Origin of the sequence: Thalassomonas sp. M1454 (genome assembly GCF_007097525.1) — a bacterium.
Lineage (GTDB): Bacteria > Pseudomonadota > Gammaproteobacteria > Enterobacterales > Alteromonadaceae > Thalassotalea_A.
Map to the genome: position 1 here is coordinate 361,496 of NZ_VKDD01000004.1, position 18,710 is coordinate 380,205.

The following is an 18,710-nucleotide window of genomic DNA, read 5'->3' on the forward strand; positions in this document are numbered from 1 at the left end:
TTTATTAGAAGAAAATCAATTACTTGATTTTAGCTTCTTTGTAGATCACGTGCTTGCGAGCTTTCGGATCAAACTTTTTGATTTCCATCTTTTCAGGCATAGTCTTTTTATTCTTGTCAGTAGTATAAAAATGACCAGTACCGGCAGATGAAACTAAACGAATTTTATCGCGCATAATTTAGTTCCTTAAACCTTTTCGCCACGGGCACGGATATCTGCTAATACAGAATCAATACCATTTTTATCGATAATACGCATACCTTTAGGGGTAAGACGTAATTTTACAAAGCGGTTTTCACTTTCAACCCAAAAACGGTGAGTTTGTAGGTTTGGTAAAAAACGACGACGTGTAGAGTTTAACGCGTGAGAACGGTTATTACCTACCATCGGTTTCTTGCCTGTTACTTGGCAAATTTTAGACATTTGAGTCACTCCAAAAAAATATTTCAGCTCGAGTTTGTTTGTTCCCAAGGCCGTCGCCACGGGATCCTGAAAAAGGTCGCAAATTATATATACGTCTTTTCAAATGATCAAGCTTTATCGGCTAGAAATTAAGCTGCTGTTTCGATTTGGCGCGATTATACGTCTTTTTTAGCTAAATCCCAATGGAAATTACTAAATAAAACAAAATAATTGCCTATTTGATGAATAAATCAGCTTATTTACTGCTAAACGCAGAATCTTTGTAAAAGAAATTAATTTTACATATCGCCTCTTTCAGCTAAAGAACAGGTTAAATGACCGGCAATAATAATATGATCAAGCACTCTAATATCAACTAAAGCTAATGCTTTGACTAAACGTTGCGTAATTTGCTTATCAGCTAAGCTTGGCTCTGCTATACCTGATGGATGATTATGAGAAAGTATTATTGCTGCAGCTTTGAAGCGTAATGCAGTCTCAACAACGACTCTTGGATAAACGGTTGCCGCATCTATAGTGCCAAAGAATAATTTTTTAAAACATATTATATTGTGCTGGTTATCTAAAAACAGAATGGCAAATACTTCATGGGCTTCGTGTTTGAGCTCAGAAATTAGATAATCTTTTGTTTGGCTAGAAGACGTTAAGCTATCACCTTTAGTTAGTTTTGCGGCTAAATAGCGACGTGACATTTCTAGACATGCTTGAAGTTGCACATATTTTGCCTTACCTAAGCCATACTGTTGGCAAAATATTTCACAATCGACAGAAAATACTTCATGTAAGCTGCCAAAGTGTTTTAGCAATTGCCTTGATAAGTCGACGACATTGATACCTTTGACTCCTGTGCGCAAGAATATTGCTAATAATTCGGCGTCACTTAAGCTGTGTGCACCTTTATTAAGAAGTTTTTCCCGGGGGCGTTCTTGGATAGGCCAATCTTTTAACATAATTGCTTCCTTGCAATGGTTAGTTATTAAGCGATAGTAAGTATTAACTATTTAATTTAATTACGATAACGTGTTATCTTAGCGACACTTATTATTCATCGTACCGACAGGTATAAGTAAATTTTAGCAGGTGATAATGTTTTTACTGAATAAAAATATTGTTTTAGGCGTTACTGGTGGTATTGCTGCATATAAAAGTGCTGAGCTGATCCGTAGACTAAAAGACCAAGGTGCCAATGTACGCGTGGTAATGACAACGGGTGGTAAAGCCTTTATTACGCCATTAACTTTACAAGCAGTTTCAGGAAATCCGGTAAGTGATTCTTTGTTAGACCCTGAAGCTGAAGCGGCAATGGGGCACATAGAATTAGCCAAATGGGCTGACTTAGTACTTATTGCACCAGCGACTGCAAATACAATTGCTAAAATTGCTGCAGGTATGGCGGATAATTTACTTACTACCATTTGTTTAGCAACAGCAGCGCCTATCGCTATTGCTCCTGCAATGAATCAACAAATGTGGCACGCACATGCAACACAAGCAAATATGCAGCTTATCAATGCGATGGGGATTGCTGTTTGGGGACCTGGTGCTGGCGAACAAGCTTGTGGTGATGTCGGTTTTGGCCGAATGATTGAACCAGATGAGTTAGTGCAACATTGCTGTGATTTCTTTAGCCAACCAACTCAATCTTTATCAGGTCAACAGTGGGTTATTACTGCTGGGCCAACTAGAGAAGCCATTGATCCTGTGCGCTATATATCAAATCATAGCTCTGGAAAGATGGGCTTTGCTATTGCCGCTGCGGCGAGTAAGGCAGGAGCTGATGTTACTATTATTGCCGGCCCGGTTAATTTAACAACGCCAGATGGCTGCAGTAGAGTTGATGTACAAAGTGCAGAGCAAATGCATCAACAGGCATTAAGCTTAGCTGCTGATGCCACTGTATTTGTTGCCTGTGCAGCTGTTGCTGATTACCGCGTTGCCGATATTAAAGATCAAAAAATTAAAAAGTCAGCAGATGCAATGAGCATTGAACTTATTAAAAACCCTGATATTGTTGCCGATGTTGCTAAGCTTTCTGGAAAGCCGTTTACTGTTGGCTTTGCTGCAGAGACTCAAGATGTTGAACATTATGCAAAAGGTAAATTGGCCAAGAAAAATTTAGATATGATTGCTGCTAATAATGTTGCTACTCAAGGGCAAGGTTTTAATAGTGATGATAATGCATTAACGCTTTATTGGAGTAATGGCAGTATAGATTTACCATTAACCAGCAAAAAGGAATTAGCAACGCAGTTAGTTGTGAATATCAACGAAAGGATGAATGATGATAGCAGATCTTGATAAACACCCGATAAAACTAAAAATACTTGATCATAGAATTGGTAATGAATTTCCTTTACCTAGTTATGCTACCCCTGGCTCTGCAGGTTTAGATCTTTGCGCATGTTTAGCGACAGAGTTAACTATTGAACCGGGTGAAACGCAATTATTGCCAACAGGGATTTCAATTTACATAGAAGATCCTAAATTATGTGCCACTATTTTACCTCGTTCAGGCTTAGGTCATAAACATGGTATTGTTTTAGGCAATTTGGTTGGCTTAATTGATGCCGATTATCAAGGACCTTTAATGGTATCTTGTTGGAATAGAGGCACGCAAAGCTATACTATCGCACCAGGTGATAGAATTGCTCAGTTGGTGTTTTTACCTGTCGTACAAGCTAGCTTTGATATAGTACATAGTTTTGAAACCACCAGCCGAGGTCAAGGTGGCTTTGGTCACACCGGTAGCTAATCAATACAGAAACAATTGAAAAAAGAAATAATATAAATGTCAGAAAATCAAAAACCAAATCGTCGTCAACAAATACTTGAATGTTTGGCTCACATGCTTGAAACCAGTCCAGGTCAACGCATCACTACGGCTAAGCTTGCCGCTGAAGTTGGCTTTTCAGAAGCTGCTTTATATCGCCATTTTCCTTCGAAGGCGAGAATGTTTGAGGGCTTAATCGAGTATATTGAGGAATCATTATTTTCTCGTATTAACTTAATTCTTAATGATCAAAAAGAAACCTTGATCCGATGTCATCATATATCACACGTTATATTAGTATTTGCTGAACGCAACCCTGGCATGTGCCGTATTTTAGCTGGTGATGCACTTGTTGGTGAAAATGAGCGTTTACGTGCGCGCGTGCATCAATTATTTGAAAAGCTAGAAACTCAATTTAAACAAATTTTACGTGAGCGCAAGTTACGTGAAGGTAAAAACTTCCCTATTAATGAATTAGCTTTAGCAAATATTATTTTAGCGTTTTGTGAAGGTAAGATCAGTCAATATGTACGTTCTGGTTTTGATAAAAAACCAAGTGAAAACTTTAATGAACAATGGCAGTTTTTAATGGCAGGCTGTTAACTGCCGAATAAAAGAGGGTTGATAACAAAAACTTAGCCCTCACATAAAAAACAATTCAGGCTAGGATTTGATTCTTAGCCTTTTTTTATATTTAGAGAGCATTTCCATGAACGATTTAAGTCAACTAGCGCCGTCTAGTTTATGGCAAATATTTGCCAATATTTGTAGTATTCCACACCCATCAAAACATGAACAAAAAATATCTTTGTGGATCCAATCTTGGGCGAAAGAGCAAGGCCTGAGTGTTAAAGAAGATGCAGTTGGTAATTTATTTATTAAAAAGCCAGCAACACAAGGCATGGAAAATCGCAAAGGCGTGATTTTACAGGCGCATATGGATATGGTTCCACAAAAAAATTCAGATACAGTACATGACTTTTTAACTGATCCTATTAAGCCTTATATTGATGGTGAATGGGTAACAGCAGAAGGTACAACATTAGGTGCTGATAACGGTATCGGATTAGCATCTGCATTAGCCGTACTTGCTAGTGATGACTTAGAGCATGGCCCTCTTGAAGTATTAGTTACTATTGACGAAGAGGCAGGCATGAGTGGTGCTTTTGGTTTAGAGGCTGGTTGGTTAGATGGAGAGATCTTAATTAACACCGACTCTGAACAAGAAGGTGAAGTTTACATGGGCTGTGCAGGCGGTGTTGATGCAAGTGCAACCTTTACATTAGAAAATGAAGATGTGCCAAGCGATTATGAGTCATTTAACTTATCTATATCTGGCTTAAAAGGCGGTCATTCAGGTGTTGATATTCATACTGGCCGTGCTAATGCAAACAAGCTTTTAGTGCGCTTTTTATTGCAAGCGAGCAAAGAGTTTGACATTCAGTTAACTGAATTAAATGGTGGTAGCTTACGTAATGCCATACCGCGAGAAGCTAATACAAGTTTTGTTATGCCAAAAGCTAATGTTGCGGGCTTAAAAGCGGCCTTAGATAATTATGTGGCAACCATTAAAGAGAACTTAAAAGCCGTTGAACCAAATGTTTCAATGTTACTTATTCAGCCTGAAACATTTGAGCAAATGTGGACTAAACAATGTCAGTCTAAAATATTATCCGCCCTTAACGCTTGCCCTAATGGTGTTATGCGTATGAGTGATGATATTGAAGGCGTAGTTGAAACATCGTTAAATTTAGGTGTTCTGCGTTGCAAAGGCCCTAAATTCGTTGCCTTAAACTTAATTAGAAGCTTGCATGATGATGGCCGTATCGAAACTGAAGAAATGGTTGAGTCAGTATTTAGTTTAGCTGGCGCTAAAGTCGAATTTTCTGGTACCTACCCAGGTTGGAAGCCAAGTACAGATTCTGCAATTATGAATATTGTACGTGATACTTATCAGCAAAACTTTAATAAGTTACCTGAAATAATGGTTATCCATGCAGGGCTTGAATGTGGCTTATTTAAAACAGAATACCCTAATTTAGATATGGTATCTATTGGCCCAACAATTAAGTTTCCACATTCACCGGATGAAAAGGTTGAGATTGCTACTGTTGCTCAATATTGGCAGTTGCTTACCGCAGTATTAAAAAATATACCTGCTAAAGCTTAGTCAAGAATCTAGAAATATTACCTGTGTGCATAATGGTTTTGTCAAATAATTCATTATCCGCACAGCCTATTTGCATATAAAATATGCACATTAAAACATTATGAAGTGTTATAAAATTTAAGGTTTATTTATGAATATGATGAAAAAAATTGCTTTTGCTAGTGTATTACTACCAGTAGCTGCAGCCGTTTCTGCGGCAGAAGAGAAAGAAGTTCAAGATATGTCTGACCCAACTGCTGTTTATACACAAGGTGGTGTAGGTGTTACTAACAAAGGTTTAAACTTTAAATACGGTGAATCTTACGATACAGGAAACCCAACAAAAATGGGTATGAATGTTGTTGAGATCATGGGTGTTGGTGGTGAAGCTCTTGGTTGGGATGGTAATAACTCAAAAGATAATTCAATTGATTCATTCCGTTTTCGTAATTTTGAATTAAACACTGTTAATGGTCGTGGTACGCAAATTGACATGACTTATAATGTTGATAGCGAAACTGGCTCTGCTGGTTACAACCTAATGCAAGCTCTACCTAAAATGGGTATGTTCCAGTTTTTCCCACTATTAGGTGCTGGTGTTGCTTTTGGTAATGATGTTATAGAAGATGATGGAACTATTGATAGTGGTTACTCGGTAATGGGTACTTATACTACTGTTGGTATGTACTCAAAAATGACTCTTACCGATAAAATTTGGTTAAACTATAACCCGTTCTTCACTAAAACTTTATCTGGCTCTGAAAACTACAAAGAGTTTGGTATGGAAGGTGATGATGCTGTATTAACGCATGAATTTGCAGCGTCTTACCAAATAACTCCACGTATGAACGTGCGTTACTTTGCTAACTGGTCAGAAAATATTGATTTTAGCGATGGTAACCACCGCGTAGAAGTTAACTACCAGTTCTAAACTAGCGCCTTTTGCTGAATTAATCGGTATAAAATAAACGCTAAGTTTGACTAGATAAGAGGCCTAACAATTTTATTGTTAGGCTTTTTTATTTGTGTGCGTCTTTTAGCATCTCTTCGGCTTTTTGATAGCCTAAATCAATTAACTCTGCTGCTCGGTTAAACTCGAGTGTACCACAAAGGTTACGAGGAAATTCAAGTAGGTAATTTGGTGAAGCCGCGGCCAAACGATGACGAGCAATTTGGCTTTGCATTGCATCTACAGCTTGGTTAGCTACTTCAAATGCATCCCAGTTTGGCGTTGATTTACCATTAGCTTTAATCAATCGAGTAAGAAAACGAGTGATACGTTTTTTAAAGGGTGAAAGGCTTAATTCACGAATCTTTTTTATATTTTTTTTACGTTTTTTGGTTTCATATTGCGGGCGACCACCTAAGTTAACGGCAATTGTTAGATCGTTATGATCGACAAAAGTTGGCCCCACAGGTACAGGGTTAAAAATACCGCCGTCGAGTACACGCTTACCCTTAAAGTTATATGGGGTAAATACCATAGGTATTGATATTGAAGCACGGATGGCTTGGAATAAATCACCATCTTGGATCCAAATTTCTTTTTCATTATCAATGTCTGTGGTAATGGCCGTAAATTTGATAGCTAAATCTTCAATGTTTTGACTTCCAACTAGTTTGGTCAACTCATTAATTACCTTGTCGCCTTTAATAAAGCCGCCTTTATCCCAAGACAAATCAAGTAGGGTCATTAAATCAAACTTTGAAATAGCACGTACCCACTTTTCTAACTCATCGAGTTGACCTGCGGCATAAATACCACCAACTAATGCGCCAATTGAACAACCCGAAATAGATTTAATTTGATAACCATTTTCTATTAACCAGCGAATCACACCTATATGAACTAGACCTTTTGCTCCGCCGCTACCAAGTACTAAAGATACCGTTTTATTGTGTTTTTTCATTTTTGTCATATTAGATTTTAATAAATGGGTTGTTGTTTATATCGTCTACTAATATAGAGTAATCAGTGATTGATTTAAATTGATTAATTTCACGTGCTGCTTGTTGGCTATCAGGGTTTGCCACTGCAAGGATATGGTTAATGCCGAAATCCTGAGCAGATTGTAAAATAGGTAGGGAGTCATCGACAAATAAAGTACTTTCATTGTCAAAGTCTAAGTGTTTTTGCAAACGTTGCCAAAGTAGCTGCGATTCTTTGGTCACACCAAACTGATGGGTTGAAATCAATTGATCGAAATACTTATGCAATTGCGTTCTTTCTACTTTTAAAGACAGGCTATCGGGGTGGGCATTAGTAACTAATATCACTTCTCGGCCCGAATTTTGTAAGGCGATAAGAAAGTCATGAGCATCGTCACGTAGCTTGATTAAATGTTGAATTTCTTTTTTTAATTCGGCAATAGGTAAGTTTAACTGTTCAACCCAATAATCTAGGCAGTACCAAGAAATTGTGCCCGCGACTTTTTCAAATTGAGGAATTAGAAATTTTTGCGCATCAATAAGGCTTAAATTATTCTGCTCAGCGTACCTTTTAGGCAGATGTTCCATCCAAAAATGATTGTCAAAATGTAAATCAAGCAATGTGCCATCCATATCTAATAGGACGGTATGAATTTTTGACCAATCAAACATTGAACTTTTCCTGTAAAACTATGAACGAAATGAGTATATTATACCTATTGAGCCAATGCTATTAGTCAATGCTTTTATAAATTTGTTTAGCTAATATAAACGAGCTTTATTGCAAAGGAAGAATAATTACCAATGGCATTATTCTTCAATTATTTAATATATATACGCTAAACTTTAGGTAATCGATAATATGGAAAAGTCAGAAAAGCTAACATTACCGGAAATATTAGCTTGTAGAGAAGTCGCACGTAGCCGTTTAGTGGCTGTTGAAGAAGTCGATTTAAAGTTTAGTAACGGTGAATTAAGAACCTTTGAAAAAATAAAAGGCGGTGGTCGAGGTGCTGTATTAGTTGTACCTATGCTTGATGATGATACATTAATACTTATTAGAGAATACTCCGCAGGCACACATAATTATCAACTAGGATTTCCTAAAGGTTTGATTGACCCTGGCGAAGAACCTAATATTGCAGCTAATCGAGAGTTGCAAGAAGAAGTTGGCATGGCTGCACATGAGCTTACATTTTTACAGCAAGTATCATTAGCTCCTGCTTTTTTTAATGCCAAAATGGATCTGTTTTTAGCAAAAAATCTTTACCCAAGTAGGCTACAAGGTGATGAGCCAGAGCCGCTTGAAATAGTGCACTGGAAACTCAGTGATTATAAAAGTTTATTAGCACAACCTGATTTTACTGAAGCTCGTAGTATTTCAGCATTGATGCTCGCAATTGATTTACTTAAGGGTGAATAATGACTGAAGCCACAACATTATTAGATATTGCCATTAGCACTGCTAAAAAAGCCGGTGTTGAGGTAATGCGTTTCTATGATCAAGGTGATTTTGAGGAATATACCAAAAGCGATGACTCTCCAGTAACAAGTGCGGATCTTGCTGCCAATAAAATTATCGTCGATGAACTTACGCGATTGACTCCTAATATTCCGATTATTTCAGAAGAAAGTGATAACTTAACACTCGCACAACGAGTTGATTGGCCAAGGTATTGGTTACTTGATCCTATTGATGGAACGGGTGAGTTTATTGCCGGTAGCGGAGATTTTGCTGTAAATATTGCTTTGGTTGAAAATAACTGGCCGGTTATCGGTGTTATTCATGCTCCAGCGCACAACATGACTTACTTTGCAGAGCAAGGAGAGGGGGCGTTTAAAGAAAGCGAGCAAGGAGTTGTTCAAATTAAAGTTGCCGACTACGATGGCAAACGAGCACTAAATGTGGGAGTAAGCCGCAGGCAAAAAATTAGCGTTATGGCTCAATATTTAAATGATGATTATCAATATAATCATATTCCACTTGGTAGTTGTTCACTAAAAAGTTGTCAAATTGCGGAAGGTATTACCGATTGCTATTTACGTATAGGTCCAACAGGTGAGTGGGATACTGGAGCGAGTCACTGCATTTTAGAAGAAGCCGGTGGTACGATTATGGATAGCGAGCTAAATTCGCTTTCTTACAATAAGCGTGAAAGCCTAATGAATCCAGATTTTATTGGTCTTGGCAATGTCGACATTCCATGGACCGAAATTATAATAAAACACCGTTGTGAAAGAGATTTTTAAGGAAATTAAATGAGAACAATTTTTATCTTAGTCGCTATGCTTATTAGCTTTCCAAGCTTATCTGCATGGAAGTTAGACAATGATAATTCACTAGTTAGCTTTATTAGCGTTAAAAAATCAGATATCGCCGAAGTGCATCATTTTAATGACATTAGCGGTTCAATTTTTGCTGATGGTAATGCCAAAGTTGAGATTAATTTAGCAAGCGTTGATACCGGTATTGTTATTCGCAATGAGCGTATGCAAAGTTTATTATTTCAAACTGACTTATTCCCTAAAGCCGAATTCAGTGTGGCTTTGGGTAGTACTTATGTTGATGAGTTAAAAGTCGGTGTGAGTAAAGAGATGATGTTAATGGGACAGTTGAGCTTACATGGTGAAACAAAAAGTATGCAAATCCCAACTTATGTCACTAAGGTAAATGATAAAAAATTACTTATCGTTAGCATTAAGCCTGCAATAGTTAACGCCAATGATTTTAGCTTGACCGAAGGCATTACTAAGTTACAAGAAATAGCTAAACTACCAAGCATAAGTAAAGCTGTACCTGTTAGCTTTGTACTTACTTTTACTCGTTAATTCGCTACCCCTCGCTCGCGTTAAACTGCTCAAATGGTAATATATTGATGGTTTCATGAAGCTCAGAATAAACTAAAACAATTTTTTTAGTTTTTAACTGAGCTTTTATTTGAGCAATCTTTTGCTCCATCGAACATTCTTCAAAACCGTAATCGGTTCCCTCGCGAAGAATATATTCTTGAATAATACTATCTAGTGTTTCAGTGTCGAGTCTATCAATTGGGATGATCATTAATTTGTCATTACCTAGTTGTTATTTACCAAATCGCTCAGCAATAAAGTCTAATACTCTATGCTCAAGCCAATAAATAGGTTTTAAAGGGTTATTGCCAGCAATAAAACCAACATGGCCGCCATACTCACTTAACTCAACGTGTAAGTTATGATTATCAACTGTGATCTCTTTTACGTAATCGTGACATAGAAAAGGGTCATCTAGGGCATGAATGATTAATGTAGGATGTTCAATATCCTTTAATACATTAAGACCGCTGGCTTTATCATAATAATCTTCGGCACTATCAAAGCCGTTAATAGGGGCAGTAACCTTTTCGTCAAAATCAAATAAGGTGGTTATTTTATCAAGCTCTGACTTATCAATATTAGGCAGCAAGTTTAAATCAATTTTTATCTTTGTGCTGTCTCTGAGCATATCGACAAGGTATTTTTGATAGACCTTAGAAAAACCTTTGCTGATGCGGTAGCTACAACTCTTTAAATGCAGAGGCGCACATATGATTGCCGCACTTTTATATGGAGTTTGTGTATTTTCGGATAAAAACTTAGCTAATACATTACCACCAAGTGAAAAACCTAAAATGGCAAACTCTCTTTGTGGAAATCGCTGCATTAATAATTCGGTGCAGTAATGAACGTCCCAAGTATCTCCGCTATGATAAGAAGGCCCTTGTCGATTTGGCCTGCCACTACAGCCGCGAAAGTGCATCAACAAGCCAACCCAGCCTCGCTTTTTGATTGAGCCCATCATGCCTTTGGCATAATGGCTATCGATTGAACCTTCTAAACCATGTAGTACGTAAACAATTGGCTTTTCAGGATGTAATGTTGGGTCTTCTGTCCATGCGAGATCAACAAAGTCACCGTCAGGGAGTTCGACGGTTTCGGTGATCACCTCAATGCTTTCTTTACGGCGAAGGACTTTTGCTGCCATGGTTTGTAAGTGTGGACTTTTTAGCCACCATGCAGGTTTAAATGAGCTTTTCTTTATCATCTACTTCTCTATGAACGCTCGATAAGTGCTGGGCGAATTATAACAAAAATGCTGATAAGAGCTAAAGCTATACTGATATTTTATTTAGGCTCAGCTTGATTAGATTGTAATTCTTGAAAGCTAGCTAGGATTTGTTCTTTACTATCAAATAAAAATAATTGGTTGTCTGCAATTTTGTAACTAACCACTTTATCTAAGATGGTGAAAAAAGCCATTTCTTGATCCATGGTATTAGGACAAAACTTACGAGTCGCCATTGCTGGGCCAAACTCTATGCTATCGCTGGTGTGATCAAAACGACCAGAATAATTATTACAACCACCAAAACCTCTAAAAACACTTTTATTATCAAGAAATTCAATATTTAAAGCGCGAAAATTATCACCTAATATTGCCGGTTTTCCCTGCAAATTGACCAGTTGCCATGGTTGACCAATTAGTGTTAATAATTTTTCTTGTTCAGGTTGTGAAGCCGTTTGACAGCCTGTAAAAATAACTAAGGTAAATAAAGCAAAAATGAACTGCGTGAAAGAACGATAATATTTTTTTAATTGCTGCATAGTGTGAACCCTATATAATTTATCTGTTTATCATAGTACTTAGCGTAGACTTTTTAAATCTGAATATCCCACTCTGAGCTTAATTATTTAATTTAGCGCAACTTTTAGGTTAATAACGCAATATTAATCTATATTTATGATGATACTAAATAGCTAATTTTCTATAATGAACTCTTTAAACTTATCAGGACTATGAACATGCCTATCGAACAAGCATTACAAGAACGTAGTGGCAATAAATGTGAGCTTTGTGGCTCAGTAGACAACTTATCAGTTTATGAAGTGCCACCTGTCGCAGAGCCTAATTCAGATAAGAGCATCTTAGTTTGTGATACATGTAATACTCAAATCAACTCTAACGACAACTACAATATGACCCACTGGCGCTGTCTAAATGATAGTATGTGGTCACCAGTACCTGCTGTGCAAGTTATGGCTTACCGTATGTTGAAACGCTTAAATTCTGAGAGTTGGGCGCAAGATTTATTAGATATGATTTATCTTGAAGATGATGTTCGTGCATGGGGCGATTCTGGATTTGGTGATGCACCAGAAGATGAAGAGCCTACTTTAGATAATAACAAAGCAACACTTGCGGCTGGCGATAATGTGGTATTAATTAAAGACTTAGTTGTTAAAGGTGCCAACTTTACCGCTAAACGAGGTACGCCAGTAAGAAATATTTCGCTTACTTCAAACCCTTTACATATTGAAGGCAGAGTTAACGGCACTCGTATCGTTATTATTAGTGATTACGTTAAGAAAATGTAATTACTAATTATCAAGGTGTCAGAGTCAATTAAACGTGTTTCATTGACTCTGACACCTTGATTTTGTTTATCCGCCAACAATCTCTTCAATTTGCTCTTCTAGCTCCATCCATTCTTCCTCGGCACTTTCTATTTGCGGCTTAAGCTTTGCTTGTTTACTTAAACACTCTGTAAGCTGGCTTTTATTTTCTTGTTCATAAATTTCAACTTGCGCTAATTGGTGCTCAACTTCGGCTAACTCGGCTTGCCATTTACTTACTTGTTTTTCGAGTTGGTCTGCTTTTTTTCTTAGTGGCGCAGCTTGTTTACGAAGCTCTGCTTGTTGACGGCGTAGTTCTTTTTTATCGACTTTGTCAGCGGTAGGAGTTTCTTCTTTATCTTTAGATAAGGCTGCTTTTTTATCGTCTTGTAGCCATTTTTGATAATCATCGATATCGCCATCGAAGTTATCTACTTTACCATTGCCAACGATGTAGAACTCATCTACACAAGATTCAAGTAGGTATCTATCATGGGCAATAAGAATGATAGCCCCTTCAAAGTCTTGTAAGGCCATTACAAGCGCTTGACGCATTTCTAAGTCTAAATGGTTAGTTGGTTCATCAAGAAGCAATAATTGTGGTTTTTCAAGCACGATAAGGGCAAGCACTAAACGAGCTTTCTCGCCACCTGACATAGTATTAACCACACTAAGCGCTTTGTCGCCACTAAAGCCAAAACGACCCAAATGGTTTCTAGCTTCAAGTTCGGTAAACTCTGGTTTGGCTAATAGCACCTGATTTATAGCAGAGTCATCGGCTCTTAATTGCTCTAACTGATGCTGTGAAAAGTACCCTACAGAAAGTTCTTGTGCACAAAATCTTTTACCTTGTTGCAGAGCAAGCTCTCCTGCAAGGGATTTTATTAGTGTCGATTTACCAGCGCCATTACGCCCTAATAAGCCGATACGACTCCCCGGTACAAGTGTAAGGTTTACCGATTTTAATATAATTGCTTGCTCTGAATAACCACAATCACCTTGCTCAACCGATAGTAGAGGGTAGGGCATATGGCCAGGATTAATAAAGTTAAAGCTAAATTGGCTATCTACATGGGCAGGCATTAAGTCTGGTAATTTTTGTAATCGTTTTAATCTACTTTGTGCTTGTTTAGCTTTTGATGCTTTAGCGCGAAAACGGTCGACAAACGAAGTTAAATGTTTAACCTCACGTTGCTGCTTGGCATACATTGCATCTTGTTGGGCAAGCTGCTCAGCGCGTTGCCTTTCAAAACTTGAGTAATTACCTGTATATAACTTAGCTCTTTGTTGCTCGATATGTAGAATTTGGCCAATAACATCATCAAGAAAGTCTCGGTCATGAGAAATTAGCACTAATGTCCCGGTGTATCTTTTTAACCAACGTTGTAGCCAAAGCACCGCATCTAGATCTAAATGGTTAGTTGGCTCATCGAGTAGCATTAAGTCGGCGCGGCTGATCAAAGCTTGTGCTAAGTTTAAGCGCATGCGCCAACCACCAGAGAAACTACTTACGCTGTTGTTTAACTGATCTTGAGTAAAGCCTAAACCATGCAGCAATTCACCCGCTCTGGCAGGTAAACTATAACCATCTATGGTATCAATACTGTTGAGCAAGTAAGCTTCTTGACTGCCATTGTCATCAAGTCTGGCCTGCTCTAATTGTTGTTCTAATTGACGAAATTCCTTATCGCCATCCATAACGTAATCTAGCGCTGTTTGTGTTAATGCTGGAGTTTCTTGTTTTACCGTAGCAATAGCCCATGAGCTTGGCATCTCTATATCACCACTATCGGGTTGTAAATCGCCAAGTAAAGCGGCAAATAAAGATGACTTACCACAGCCATTGGCGCCAACTAACCCTACTTTATGGCCAGGGTGAATAGTAAAGCTTGATGAGATGATTAAATTTTTAGTACCTCGGTCTAAACTAAGGTTTGATGCCAGAATCAATTTAATGTCCTTTATGGTTATAGTGTGGTTACTTACTAAATGCTTATATACCTAACATGCTATCCAAGGTAAAATGCTATAAATACAGTGTTGAACCAATATTACTATAATTATGAAAAAAAGATTTATTGCCGGAGCTAAATGCCCTAAATGTAATGCTATGGATACTTTAGCATTAACCAAAGAAAACAATGTCGAAAAAGTAAGTTGTGTTGCTTGTGACATGGAGATGACTCAGCCAGAAGAGCAAGTTGAACCTCAAGTTCGCACCGAAGAGCAAGTTATCGGCGTGTTTAAGCCTTAAAGTAGCCTTGTTTAATAATGAGGAGGTCTTTCGTCGACAGGCTCATCATTTGGTTGTGAATTAAGATCTTTTACCTTTTCACCAATCAAGTTTAGCTTTTCTTTTAAATCTCTAATGTATTCTTGATGGATAGATATTTCATTATTTAATTGCTCAATTACATCATCTTGAAATGCCGTACGCATTTCTAATGCATCTAGCCTTTCTTGTAATTGTCCTAAGAGCTCTTGCTCAGTTGCCATATCTTCTTACCTGTAAACTGCGATATTGCTATTATCGCTAATTGTAGGCGTATGAACAACTAAATGAAGTAGAATCGCGAATAAATACTAATAGAATAGAAATTAGCCTTTAAAAATTAATTTGTATCTCCATATATGTTGGACAAGTTAGTTTTTAGCTATGTCATTGCTAATAACCTTAAGTAATAACAAACACTGGTTTTTAAGTGATTTGGTTAATAACAAAGGCAAATTTGAAATAAGTATTTAATAATGTATTTATGTCCTATTTTAGGGCTATTTTTTTATAAAAATAGTCGCTAGTATAAGGGACTTTATTAAATAAAATTTAAGTGTATTTGGGGAGATTCTCCATATATGAAGTTTTTTTGGAGAAACAAATGAAATTTATCGTTAAACCTACTTTAGTAGCTGTTGCTGTTATGGCATTAGCTGGTTGTGGTGGTCAAGAAGAAGCAAAGCCTGCAGTATTAGAAACTGATGCGCAAAAACAAGCCTACGGTTTAGGTGCTTCTATTGGCTCTTACATGAACAACAATTTAGCTGAACAAGAAAAATTTGGTGTTGTACTAGATAAAGAATTACTTATTGCTGGCTTTAGTGAAAGTCTACAAGGCAAAGCTCAATTAGAAGAAAATGAAATTCGTGAAATTCTAATGGCTCTTGATCAAGAAGTTAATGAGAAGAAACAAGCTGCAGCAGCACTTGAAAGCGAAAAGAATATCTCTGCAGGTCAAGCTTTCTTAGATGAAAATGCTAAAGTTGAAGGTGTTTCTGTTACTGAATCAGGTTTACAGTACCAAGTATTAACTGCAGCTGAAGGTGCAAGCCCGTTAGCAACTGACACTGTTAAAGTTCACTATAAAGGTACTTTAATCGACGGAACTACATTTGATAGTTCATACGATCGTGGCCAACCAATCGAATTCCCTCTTAATGGTGTTATTCCTGGTTGGACTGAAGGTGTACAATTAATGAATGTTGGTTCTAAATACAAATTCGTTATCCCTTCAAACTTAGCCTACGGTCCAAATGGCACAGGTCCTATCCCTGGTAATGCTACATTAGTATTTGAAGTTGAATTACTTGATATCGTTACACCAGAAGCTCCAGAAGCAGATCACGGTCACTAACCTAAAGTTTTTAAAATTTAAAGAGCCAGGCATTGCCTGGCTTTTTTGTGTCTTTTCAAAATTGTTTATCTAAAAATACATACAAGCGACGACTTGCTTGTTTGATTCTATCTTTGAGCACAGAGCTATTATGGACATAATATTTTTTAGATAAGTAAAGTGGCCCTGTAGTACTTTTACATTCGTTATCTATTGTATTTAAATCACAATATCGAGTTGCTTTATTACGTGTAATTGCGAACGACTCATTTGCCCACAACAGCACGTTTTTGGAATTAATCTCATCCTTAGAATTAATTGACCTTGCAAAGCTAAGCTCGGTTAAAACTTGCTGATAGTTTGGTTTTTCTAACCAAATTAAACAATGATCCCAAATTGCATGAAGGTTATTACAACGTTTATTTGAGCTGATTACTTTTGTTTTATTTCCGCCAAGATCGGACTTGAAACTCACATGTAAAGGTTGGTGTAAATCGGCGATCCAGTGGGAGATAAACATTAATGCTTGAGTTTTTAACCAAGGCTGTTGTGAGCTGTGAATAAACTGATGATGGTGAATATCGATAGCATCAATAATACAATCATGGTTACACGCTGACTTGCTAACTCTATTTTGGTCTCTAGCTATATTGATAAAATGCCAATTATTGTACTTTTTATATTTTTTGTCTTGTTTTATGGCATCAGCCCAAACGCATGAGTCAATGTAATGCACTTTAGTGTCTTTACTTCGGTGTAAGTACTGGTTGATTCGATACTGTTCTTGCTTTGCCATTTTATTAAAAAGTATATCTATATTCTTTTGCTTACTGATAGGTAGCTGTTGATAGGCAAGCTGACATACTAAGCGGTGAGTTTTCGTGTCAAAAGCGAATAGCTGTTGGCTAGAAAAAAGTAGGATTAAGATCAGAAAAACTTTCATTATTTAAAGTTAGTCGAACATCTATATTTAACTAACTTTTATTTTAGGAAATAAAAAGGCCTTATCAATGATAAGGCCTGAAATGCTCGCTGTTTGGTCTAGTAAATCTAGCTTCTTATTAGTTATTCTTTAAAAGCTTGTAAAGTTTATAACAAAGCATTTTCGGTTTAGCAACACTTTTTTACAAAAAAACTCATAATTTTCACTAAGTTTGATCTCATCCATAGTATCTGAACTGAACTTTGGGTAGAATATCGCAAAATTTTTACCGATACCGTTACGGAAATATAAATGACAACATTAAAGAATGATACGTACTTACGTGCGTTGCTAAAGCAGCCAGTTGACTACACTCCAGTTTGGATGATGCGTCAAGCAGGTAGGTACTTACCAGAGTATAAGGAAGTTCGCAAAGATGCGGGCGATTTTATGGCGCTTTGCCGTAACACGGAGTTAGCTACCGAAGTTACTATTCAGCCTTTACGTCGTTTTCCATTAGATGCCGCAATTTTATTTAGTGATATTTTAACTATTCCTGACGCTATGGGCTTAGGTCTTTATTTTGAAACGGGTGAAGGTCCTAAATTTGAACGTCCAATCACATGCTCTGCAGATGTTAAAAAAATTGGCCAGCCAGATCCAGAAGGCGAATTACAATATGTAATGAATGCTGTGCGTTCAATCCGCAAAGAACTTAAAGGTGAAGTACCACTAATCGGTTTCTCTGGCAGCCCATGGACTTTAGCAACTTACATGATCGAAGGCGGTAGTTCAAAAGCATTCACTAAAATTAAAAAAATGATGTTTAGCGATCCGCAAACATTACATTTATTACTAGATAAATTAGCAGACTCTGTGATCTCTTATTTAAATGCTCAAATTGCTGCAGGTGCACAATCGGTTATGGTATTTGATACATGGGGTGGTGTGCTATCACCAGCTATGTATAAAGAGTTTTCATTGCAATATATGGCGAAAATTGTTGATGGTCTTACTCGTGAAAACGAAGGTCGCAAAGTACCAGTAACTCTATTTACTAAAAATGGTGGTATGTGGTTAGAGTCTATCGCGGCAACAGGTTGTGACGCAGTAGGCTTAGACTGGACTATTAATATCGAAGATGCAAAAGCACGCGTTGGTGATAAAGTTGCTCTACAAGGTAATATGGACCCTTCAATGCTATACGCACCAAAAGAGCGTATTGAACAAGAAGTACAAACTATCTTAAATGGCTTTGGTGAAGGCGGTACTGGTCATGTATTCAACCTTGGTCATGGTATCCACCCAGATGTTAACCCTGAGCATGCAGGACACTTTATTAATGCAGTACATAAGTACAGTAAGCCATTTCATAAGTAATAATTAAATAAAAGGAGCTTCGGCTCCTTTTATGTTTAATACCAATAATAGCTCCAAGTGGCTGCTTCCTAGAATCTGTTCTTCTTATCCGTTACAATCAAATTAAATATTCAAGAAAAT

At 37.3% G+C, this 18,710-nt stretch carries 23 protein-coding genes; 12 read left to right on the forward strand and 11 right to left on the reverse strand.

Features of this window, described 5'->3' with window-relative positions; all coding sequences use genetic code 11:
* Positions 1-19 precede the first annotated feature (19 nt).
* The 3 genes from rpmG to radC form a co-directional block, all read right to left on the reverse strand.
* Positions 20-175 carry a 50S ribosomal protein L33 gene (gene rpmG, locus FNN08_RS11515; RefSeq protein ID WP_033078277.1) on the reverse strand — a complete coding sequence of 52 codons (156 nt, stop codon included), beginning with the start codon at positions 173-175 and terminating at the stop codon, positions 20-22.
* An 11-nt stretch (positions 176-186) separates the two neighbouring features.
* Positions 187-423, reverse strand: a complete 237-nt coding sequence (rpmB, locus tag FNN08_RS11520) for a 50S ribosomal protein L28 (protein ID WP_033078276.1) — start codon at positions 421-423, stop codon at positions 187-189.
* Between the two features lie 278 nt (positions 424-701).
* Positions 702-1,376, reverse strand: coding sequence for a RadC family protein (gene radC, locus FNN08_RS11525; RefSeq protein WP_143585894.1), 675 nt, complete (start codon positions 1,374-1,376; stop codon positions 702-704).
* A 133-nt stretch (positions 1,377-1,509) separates the two neighbouring features.
* On the opposite strand from radC, the gene coaBC reads away from it, so the two are divergent.
* From coaBC to FNN08_RS11550, 5 genes are all read left to right on the forward strand, one after another.
* On the forward strand, positions 1,510-2,721 hold the full coding sequence (gene coaBC / locus FNN08_RS11530; RefSeq protein ID WP_143585896.1) for a bifunctional phosphopantothenoylcysteine decarboxylase/phosphopantothenate--cysteine ligase CoaBC: 1,212 nt from the start codon (positions 1,510-1,512) through the stop codon (positions 2,719-2,721).
* The gene (gene dut, locus FNN08_RS11535) at positions 2,705-3,175 is read left to right on the forward strand and encodes a dUTP diphosphatase (protein WP_143585898.1); all 471 of its coding nucleotides are present in this window, start codon (positions 2,705-2,707) and stop codon (positions 3,173-3,175) included. The genes coaBC and dut overlap by 17 nt, the downstream gene beginning before the upstream one ends.
* A gap of 36 nt (positions 3,176-3,211) precedes the next feature.
* Positions 3,212-3,796, forward strand: coding sequence for a nucleoid occlusion factor SlmA (gene slmA, locus FNN08_RS11540; protein WP_143585900.1), 585 nt, complete (start codon positions 3,212-3,214; stop codon positions 3,794-3,796).
* 106 nt (positions 3,797-3,902) lie between these two features.
* The gene (locus FNN08_RS11545) at positions 3,903-5,363 is read left to right on the forward strand and encodes an aminoacyl-histidine dipeptidase (RefSeq protein WP_143585902.1); all 1,461 of its coding nucleotides are present in this window, start codon (positions 3,903-3,905) and stop codon (positions 5,361-5,363) included.
* Between the two features lie 130 nt (positions 5,364-5,493).
* Complete coding sequence (locus FNN08_RS11550; protein ID WP_260679333.1) at positions 5,494-6,273, forward strand: hypothetical protein; 780 nt, start codon at positions 5,494-5,496, stop codon at positions 6,271-6,273.
* Positions 6,274-6,361: 88 nt separating this feature from the next.
* Here the strand turns inward: FNN08_RS11550 and FNN08_RS11555 are convergent, their stop codons facing one another.
* Together FNN08_RS11555 and yrfG are read right to left on the reverse strand one after the other, a co-directional pair.
* Positions 6,362-7,261: a patatin-like phospholipase family protein gene (locus FNN08_RS11555; protein ID WP_260679334.1), complete on the reverse strand. Its 900-nt coding sequence runs from the start codon at positions 7,259-7,261 to the stop codon at positions 6,362-6,364.
* A gap of 1 nt (position 7,262) precedes the next feature.
* The gene (gene yrfG, locus FNN08_RS11560; protein ID WP_143585906.1) at positions 7,263-7,943 is read right to left on the reverse strand and encodes a GMP/IMP nucleotidase; all 681 of its coding nucleotides are present in this window, start codon (positions 7,941-7,943) and stop codon (positions 7,263-7,265) included.
* A 190-nt stretch (positions 7,944-8,133) separates the two neighbouring features.
* Between yrfG and nudE the strand changes: the two genes are divergently transcribed.
* Genes nudE through FNN08_RS11575 form a run of 3 tightly spaced genes read left to right on the forward strand, consistent with a single transcriptional unit; the run spans position 8,134 to position 10,100 of the window.
* Positions 8,134-8,694, forward strand: coding sequence for an ADP compounds hydrolase NudE (gene nudE / locus FNN08_RS11565; protein ID WP_143585908.1), 561 nt, complete (start codon positions 8,134-8,136; stop codon positions 8,692-8,694).
* Positions 8,694-9,521 (forward strand): 3'(2'),5'-bisphosphate nucleotidase CysQ, encoded by an 828-nt coding sequence (gene cysQ, locus FNN08_RS11570; protein ID WP_185962642.1) that lies wholly within the window; start codon positions 8,694-8,696, stop codon positions 9,519-9,521. The genes nudE and cysQ overlap by 1 nt, the downstream gene beginning before the upstream one ends.
* 9 nt (positions 9,522-9,530) lie before the next feature.
* Positions 9,531-10,100 carry a YceI family protein gene (locus FNN08_RS11575; protein ID WP_143585912.1) on the forward strand — a complete coding sequence of 190 codons (570 nt, stop codon included), beginning with the start codon at positions 9,531-9,533 and terminating at the stop codon, positions 10,098-10,100.
* A gap of 4 nt (positions 10,101-10,104) precedes the next feature.
* On the opposite strand, the gene FNN08_RS11580 is transcribed toward FNN08_RS11575, so the two are convergent.
* The 3 genes from FNN08_RS11580 to FNN08_RS11590 all read right to left on the reverse strand — a co-directional run bounded on the left by FNN08_RS11580 (position 10,105) and on the right by FNN08_RS11590 (position 11,891).
* The gene (locus FNN08_RS11580; RefSeq protein WP_143585914.1) at positions 10,105-10,332 is read right to left on the reverse strand and encodes a YheU family protein; all 228 of its coding nucleotides are present in this window, start codon (positions 10,330-10,332) and stop codon (positions 10,105-10,107) included.
* A gap of 21 nt (positions 10,333-10,353) precedes the next feature.
* On the reverse strand, positions 10,354-11,331 hold the full coding sequence (locus tag FNN08_RS11585; RefSeq protein WP_143585916.1) for a hydrolase: 978 nt from the start codon (positions 11,329-11,331) through the stop codon (positions 10,354-10,356).
* A gap of 80 nt (positions 11,332-11,411) precedes the next feature.
* A complete protein-coding gene (locus tag FNN08_RS11590; protein ID WP_143585918.1) occupies positions 11,412-11,891 on the reverse strand; it encodes an META domain-containing protein in 480 nt (159 codons plus the stop codon).
* Positions 11,892-12,089: 198 nt separating this feature from the next.
* Between FNN08_RS11590 and FNN08_RS11595 the strand changes: the two genes are divergently transcribed.
* Positions 12,090-12,662, forward strand: a complete 573-nt coding sequence (locus tag FNN08_RS11595) for a PhnA domain-containing protein (protein ID WP_143585920.1) — start codon at positions 12,090-12,092, stop codon at positions 12,660-12,662.
* A gap of 66 nt (positions 12,663-12,728) precedes the next feature.
* On the opposite strand, the gene FNN08_RS11600 is transcribed toward FNN08_RS11595, so the two are convergent.
* The gene (locus tag FNN08_RS11600) at positions 12,729-14,630 is read right to left on the reverse strand and encodes an ATP-binding cassette domain-containing protein (protein WP_143585922.1); all 1,902 of its coding nucleotides are present in this window, start codon (positions 14,628-14,630) and stop codon (positions 12,729-12,731) included.
* 112 nt (positions 14,631-14,742) lie between these two features.
* Here FNN08_RS11600 and FNN08_RS11605 point away from each other — a divergent pair, with 112 nt between their 5' ends.
* Entirely contained in the window at positions 14,743-14,934 is a 192-nt protein-coding gene (locus FNN08_RS11605) for a YheV family putative zinc ribbon protein (RefSeq protein WP_143585924.1), read from the forward strand.
* An 11-nt stretch (positions 14,935-14,945) separates the two neighbouring features.
* On the opposite strand, the gene FNN08_RS11610 is transcribed toward FNN08_RS11605, so the two are convergent.
* Complete coding sequence (locus FNN08_RS11610) at positions 14,946-15,176, reverse strand: SlyX family protein (protein WP_143585926.1); 231 nt, start codon at positions 15,174-15,176, stop codon at positions 14,946-14,948.
* Positions 15,177-15,556: 380 nt separating this feature from the next.
* Between FNN08_RS11610 and fkpA the strand changes: the two genes are divergently transcribed.
* Positions 15,557-16,309, forward strand: a complete 753-nt coding sequence (gene fkpA, locus FNN08_RS11615) for an FKBP-type peptidyl-prolyl cis-trans isomerase (RefSeq protein WP_143585928.1) — start codon at positions 15,557-15,559, stop codon at positions 16,307-16,309.
* Between the two features lie 55 nt (positions 16,310-16,364).
* On the opposite strand, the gene FNN08_RS11620 is transcribed toward fkpA, so the two are convergent.
* Complete coding sequence (locus tag FNN08_RS11620; RefSeq protein ID WP_143585930.1) at positions 16,365-17,231, reverse strand: S1/P1 nuclease; 867 nt, start codon at positions 17,229-17,231, stop codon at positions 16,365-16,367.
* Between the two features lie 291 nt (positions 17,232-17,522).
* On the opposite strand from FNN08_RS11620, the gene hemE reads away from it, so the two are divergent.
* The gene (hemE, locus tag FNN08_RS11625; protein WP_143585931.1) at positions 17,523-18,590 is read left to right on the forward strand and encodes a uroporphyrinogen decarboxylase; all 1,068 of its coding nucleotides are present in this window, start codon (positions 17,523-17,525) and stop codon (positions 18,588-18,590) included.
* Positions 18,591-18,710: the final 120 nt, after the last annotated feature.